The sequence below is a fragment of the Kitasatospora putterlickiae genome (assembly GCF_039527695.1).
GTDB lineage: Bacteria > Actinomycetota > Actinomycetes > Streptomycetales > Streptomycetaceae > Kitasatospora > Kitasatospora putterlickiae.
Genome location: NZ_BAAAKJ010000224.1, coordinates 8,470 through 14,119, shown reverse-complemented (window position 1 = coordinate 14,119; position 5,650 = coordinate 8,470). Strand labels below are relative to the sequence as shown.

Genomic DNA, 5,650 nt, shown 5'->3' with positions numbered 1-5,650 from the left:
CGTCGGCAGTACGTGAAGGGGCTGATCCTGTCGTTGATCCACGACGGGACCGACGGCCGGCCCCGACCGCACCACACCGCGCCGGCCCGGTGCCGCACGTCGACCGGGGTTGACACGCTCTCGTACCCGCCGGTTAAGGTCCCGGGGAAGTTGATCAAGGTGTGTGGCTGGGAGGCGGGGGACTGTGACGCTCTTCGACGAGAGTGAGCGGCGGATCTGGGCGGGCAGTGCGAGGGCCTATGCCGACAGTTTCGCGAAGCTGTGCGCGTACCCGGTGGAGCGGCTGCTGGACGTCGCCGGGGTCGGGGCGGGTGCGCGTGTGCTCGACGCCGGAACCGGGGCCGGGGCCGTCGCGGTGGCGGCCTGCGCGCGCGGGGCGAAGGTGTCGGCCGTGGACGCCGAGCCCGGCATGGTCGAGCTGGCCCGGCAGGCGGCGCCGGCGGCGGACGTCCAGGTGGCGGCGCTCCCGGAACTTCCCTTCGCCGACGGCGAGTTCGACGCCGTGGTGGGCAACTTCGTGCTCAATCACGTGGGCCGTCCCCGGCAGGCGCTCGCCGAGCTGCGGCGGGTGACCAGGCCCGGCGGGACGGTCGCCGTGACGATCTGGGCCTCCCCGCCCGCGCCCGGTCAGGCGCTGATCGGCCGGGCGATCCAGGCGGCGGGTGTGCAGCGGCCGTCCGACCTGCCCGCCCTGGCGCCGGAGGACGACTTCCCCCGCACCGAGCGGGGATTCGCGGACCTGCTGGCCTCGGCCGGGCTGGCCGAGGCGGCGTGCGAGGCCCTGAGCTGGGACCACCGCACCGACCTGGAGGAGTGGTGGAGCGGCCCGGCCTCCGGGGTCGCCACGATCGGGAAGATCGTGGTCGGCCAGACCCCGGAGACGCGGGCGGAGATCAAGCGGCGGCTGGTCGACCTGAGCGCGGAGTTCTCCGGCCCGGACGGATCCCTGCTCCTGCCGCACGTCGCCCTGCTGGCCGCCGCCCGCGCGTGACCGCCGCCCGCCGCCGCTACGCCCGGCGGGCGCGGGGGTCTCCGGCCGCGGCGGCGCGGGCGATCATGCCTTCGAGGTCGAACACCAGGGAGCGGGGCGTGTAGCTCCCGTCGATCCGCAGGAGCAGGTACCGGGCGGCGTTGCCGAGGTACTCCAGCGGTTCCTCGGCCGCCGCGGCCACCACCTCGCGGTGCGGGGCCGCCGCCGTCGGGCCGAGCGCGGTGAGGGCGTTGAGGGCTTCGAGCCGGACGGTCTCCGGGTGCGGAGGCGCGACGAGGCCGGCCAGCAGGGCGGCGGCGTCGACGTCACCCGTGTGCTTGCCGAGCGCCTCGGCGGAGGCGATGCGCACGTGCGGATCGGGGTCCTCGGCCGCCGTCGCGCGCAGGACCGCGACGGCCTCGGCGGTCACGGCCGCGGCCGGCAGGGCGAGCAGGCCGATGGCGCCCCAGCGGCGCACGGTGGCGTCCGGGTCGGTGAGCGCGGCGCTGAAGAAGGGGACCCGCTCGGGGTCGCGCTCGCCCACGGCGTCGGCGACGTCGAGGATCCGGGCGAGCGGGTAGGCGCCGGCCGCGCGGGAGGCGTCGTAACCCTCGACGGGGGAGCCCTCCGCCAGGAAGCCGTTGTCGTGGACGGCGAGCAGGTGCTCGCGCAGCGCGGCGTCGAGCCTCCGCTCGGCCTCGGCGTGGGCGGGGTCCCCGGCGAGGTTGTGGATCTGGTCCGGGTCGGCGACGCAGTCGTAGAGTTCCACGCCCGGCTTCTCGTGCCAGAAGGCGTCCTGCACCTCGTTCAGCCTCCCGGCGAGGTGCTCGGCCTCCCAGGACTGGTAGCCGGCCGCGAGCCAGCCGAAGGCCTGGTGGGTTCCGTAGGGCCGGTGCGGCGCGTAGTTGCGGATGTAGCGGTAGCGGGCGTCGCGGACGGTGCGGATCAGGTCCGGACGCTCGTCCATCCGGCCGCGCATGGAGAAGGCGAGTTCGGTGCCGGTGTCGAAGGAGGTGTGGGCGAGGCTGCCGCCCCGCATGTGCGCGGGCACCGTGCCGTCGGCGAGTTCGACGAGGGTGGCCGGGATGCGGATCGTGGAGACGGCCGCGTCCGTGCGGGTGCCGGGGGCCGGGAAGCGGTGCGCGTACCGTTCGGGGGCGGCGACGATCAACGGGACGTTCAGGCCCTCGTCGTAGCACCAGCGCTTGGAGCGGGGGTTGACGCCGCCGTGGTCGGAGGTGTGGATGACGACGGTGTTGTCGAGTTCGCCGTCCTCCGCCAGTTCGGCGAGGAGTCGTCCGACGAAGGCGTCCATGCCGGCGATGTGGCGGTAGTAGTGCGCGAAGTCGCCGCGGATCTCCGGGGTGTCGGGCAGGTAGGCGGGCAGCCGGACCTCGGCGGGGTCGACGGTGAACTCCTCGCGGCGGAACACCGCGCTCTCGTGCGTCGGGTCGTAGTTGAACACCGCGAGGAACGGGGAGCCGTCGGGCCGGTCGCGCCAGTGCGCGGTGCGGGAGCAGTCGTCCCAGAGGCCCCGCGGGTCGACGTCGCTGTTGTAGTCCGTCTTGGCGTTGTTGGTGCAGTAGTAGCCGAGGCCGCGCAGGATCTCGGGGTAGGTGGTCATCCATCCCGGCAGGGCCGGGGTGGCCCGCTGGTGCAGGGCGGGGCCGTGGCTCTCCGGGGGGACGCCGGTCAGCAGGGCGAACCGCGAGGGCGCGCAGACGGGCGAGGGGCTGTGGGCGTTGGCGAAGAGCGTGCCCCGCTCGGCGAGGGCGTCGAGGTGGGGGGTGGTGGCGAGCGGGTCGCCGTAGCAGCCGAAGCGGGGCGGGCAGTCCTCGCTGACGGTCCACAGGATGTTGGGCCGGGACGAGCTCATGGGGGGCCTTTCGGAGGGGCGGTTTCGGCACTGAACCACGGCCCCGCGCGCGTCCTCAAGGCCCGGTGCGGGCCTTCGGCATCTCTTCGCCCAGAGTTTGCAGTTGTGCCATCTGGCAGTACTGCCAGATTTTTCGGAAGGCCTCCGGGGCGGCCCCGCCCGCCGGGAGTCCTGGGGGATGAGTGGGCGCGACCACCGCTACGGTTCGCACAGGCCTGACCCCGCTGCGTGAGAGACTGGCGCGGTCAGCGTGACCCGCGTGCAAGGAGAAGACATGGCCGAGCGTCAGAACGGCACCGTGAAGTGGTTCAACGACGAGAAGGGCTACGGCTTCATCACCCCGGAGTCCGGTCCTGACCTGTTCGTGCACTTCAGGGCGATCGAGGGGACCGGCTTCAAGTCCCTCGTCGAAGGGCAGAAGGTGTCGTTCGAGGCGGTCCAGGGCCAGAAGGGGATGCAGGCCGACAAGGTCCAGCTGGAGTCGTAGCGAAACGGATCCCGACCGGGGCCGGCGCGGACGCGCGGGCCCCGGTCGCGCGTTCGCTGGGCGCCTTCCCGGACGCGGAGATAGTAGCCATGGACATAGTGTCCATGTACTGTATCTGACATGAGTTCAGCAGCGGAGCGTGCCACCGCGGGGTCCCTGGTCTGGCGGCTGTCGATGAAGTGGCGGGTGGCGGTCGACCGGGCGGTCGCGCCCCTGGGGCTGACGCACGCCCAGTACGTCCTGATGGCCTCCCTGTACGGGCTGTCGCGCTCCGGCGAGCAGCCCAGTCAGCGTCGGCTCGCCGACCGCGCCGGGCTGGAGCCGCTGTACGTCTCCAAGCTCGCCCGCACTCTGGAGGCCGCGGGCCTGCTCGCCCGCACCCGTGACCCGCACGACCCGCGCGCCATGCGGCTGGCCCTCACCGAGCAGGGGCTCGACGTCACCCGCCGCGCCATCGTCGTGATCCAGCGGCTGCTGGACCAGCTGCTGGAGCCGCTCGGCGGCCAGGACAGCCCGCGCACGCGGCAGTTCAAGGACGACCTGGCGGCCCTGCTCGACACCCCCCTCGACCCGCTCACCGCCCAGGACAAGGAGTCGTCATGACCACCACTCCCGCCACCGCCACTCCCGTGCCCGCCGCCCCCGTTCCCGCCGTCAACGGCCGGGTCATCGCCCTGGCCCACTACGCCTCCCGCGCCCTCCTGGAGGGTGTGCTGACCCGCCACGGCCTCGCCTTCGAGCAGAGCGTCGCGCTCCGGGCCGTCGCCCTCGCGGGCGGCTCCCTCGGCCGGGACGCGCTCGTGGCCGACGTCGTCGGATCGCTGAAGGCCCCCGAGCCGGCCGTGCGCGCCGTCGTCGAGGGGCTGGTCACCGCCGGGCTGCTGGCGGAGGACCCGGCGGAGGCCTCCCGGCTGCGCTACACGGAGGCCGGCCACGCACTCGTCGACGGCACCACCGCCGAGAGTGGCGAGATCTCCGCCCGTCTCTACGCCGGCATCCCGGCCGAGGACCTCGCCGCGGCCGGCCGCGTGCTGTCCCTGGTCGCCGAGCGGGCCAACGCCGAGCTGGCGGCGCATCGCTGACCGGGGGCTCCGTAGGGCCGGGGGGCCGACTCCATCGCCGACAGGTATTTTTTCCTTGACAAATTTTCTTGTCGGTAGCACTCTGGAGACGTGCTGGACGTCGCTGTGATCGAAGAACCCGCCGCGGCCGAGGCGTCCCTGGCCCCCCTGCGGGCCCGGATCCTCGCCGCCCTGGCCGAGCCCGGCTCGGCGGCCATGCTGGCCGCCCGGCTGGACCTGCCCCGGCAGAAGGTCAACTACCACCTGAAGGAACTGGAGCGGCACGGACTCGTCGAACTCGCCGAGGAACGACGCAAGGGCAACGTCACCGAACGGGTGTACCGCGCCACCGCCGCCTCCTACGTGATCTCGCCCGCCGTGCTGGCCGCCGTGAGCCCGGACCCGTCCCGTTCGCCCGACCAGCTCTCCGCCCGATGGCTGCTGGCGCTGGGCTCCCGGCTGGTGCAGGAGGTGGGCACGCTGCTCACCGGCGCCGCCCGGGCCCGGCGGCGGGTCGCCACCTTCGGCATCGACGCGCAGGTGCGGTTCGCCTCCGCGGCCGACCGCACCGCCTTCGCCGACGAACTCGCCCAGGCGGTGGCCGTGCTGGTCAGCCGCTACCACGACGAGTCCGCCCCCGGCGGCCGCACCCACCGGGTGATCGCGGGACTCCACCAGGTCCCCGCCACGGACACCGGCGCCGAGCCGGGACAGGAGAGCGCACGATGACCCACCCGTTCGAGATCGAACTGGAGACCGTCCTGCCGGCGAGTCCGGACGAGGTCTGGGCGGCCATCGCCACCGGGCCGGGCCTGGACTCCTGGTTCATGGGCCGCAACGAGCTGGACCCGCGCGAGGGCGGCACCGCCGCCATGGAGATCGGCGGCCACCGCGAGGACGCGGTGATCACCGCCTACGAGCCCGGCAAGCGCCTGGCCACCCGCACCGCCACCGCCGAGGACGGCCGCTTCATGGCCTTCGAGTACCTCGTCGAGGGCCGCGACGGCGGCGCCACGGTGCTCCGCGTCGTCCACAGCGGCCTGCTCGGCGACGACTGGGAGGACGAGTACGACGCGCTGCGCCGCGGCTGGCCGTTCCACCTGCACACCCTGGGGGAGTACCTCGCCCACTTCCCGGGCCGCACCGGTGCCCCGGTGTTCGCCGTGGCCCCGGTACCCGAGCGGCCGGCCGGGGAGCTGCGCGAGGCCCTGGCCCGCGCCCTCGGCCTGCCGCTGCGGCCCGCCGTCGGCGACCGG

6 protein-coding genes and 1 pseudogene are annotated in these 5,650 nt (G+C 73.9%); 6 read left to right on the top strand and 1 reads right to left on the bottom strand.

Annotated features, from left to right (window positions below; genetic code table 11):
• The first annotated feature begins 184 nt into the window (after positions 1–184).
• Entirely contained in the window at positions 185–991 is an 807-nt protein-coding gene (locus ABD308_RS22355) for a class I SAM-dependent methyltransferase (RefSeq protein WP_344337937.1), read from the top strand.
• Between the two features lie 16 nt (positions 992–1,007).
• Here the strand turns inward: ABD308_RS22355 and ABD308_RS22350 are convergent, their stop codons facing one another.
• Positions 1,008–2,846 carry a sulfatase-like hydrolase/transferase gene (locus tag ABD308_RS22350; RefSeq protein ID WP_344337935.1) on the bottom strand — a complete coding sequence of 613 codons (1,839 nt, stop codon included), beginning with the start codon at positions 2,844–2,846 and terminating at the stop codon, positions 1,008–1,010.
• 274 nt (positions 2,847–3,120) lie between these two features.
• On the opposite strand from ABD308_RS22350, the gene ABD308_RS22345 reads away from it, so the two are divergent.
• The 5 genes and pseudogenes from ABD308_RS22345 to ABD308_RS22325 all read left to right on the top strand — a co-directional run.
• On the top strand, positions 3,121–3,333 hold the full coding sequence (locus ABD308_RS22345) for a cold-shock protein (protein WP_344337933.1): 213 nt from the start codon (positions 3,121–3,123) through the stop codon (positions 3,331–3,333).
• 120 nt (positions 3,334–3,453) lie between these two features.
• Complete coding sequence (locus ABD308_RS22340; RefSeq protein ID WP_344337932.1) at positions 3,454–3,936, top strand: MarR family winged helix-turn-helix transcriptional regulator; 483 nt, start codon at positions 3,454–3,456, stop codon at positions 3,934–3,936.
• Positions 3,933–4,415, top strand: a complete 483-nt coding sequence (locus ABD308_RS22335; protein WP_344337930.1) for a MarR family transcriptional regulator — start codon at positions 3,933–3,935, stop codon at positions 4,413–4,415. Before ABD308_RS22340 ends, ABD308_RS22335 begins: the two co-directional genes overlap by 4 nt.
• Before the next feature lie 90 nt (positions 4,416–4,505).
• Positions 4,506–5,123 (top strand): ArsR/SmtB family transcription factor, encoded by a 618-nt coding sequence (locus ABD308_RS22330; RefSeq protein WP_344337928.1) that lies wholly within the window; start codon positions 4,506–4,508, stop codon positions 5,121–5,123.
• A pseudogene (locus ABD308_RS22325) lies at positions 5,120–5,650 on the top strand (SRPBCC family protein); the annotation flags it as partial. The gene ABD308_RS22330 and the pseudogene ABD308_RS22325, both read left to right, overlap by 4 nt.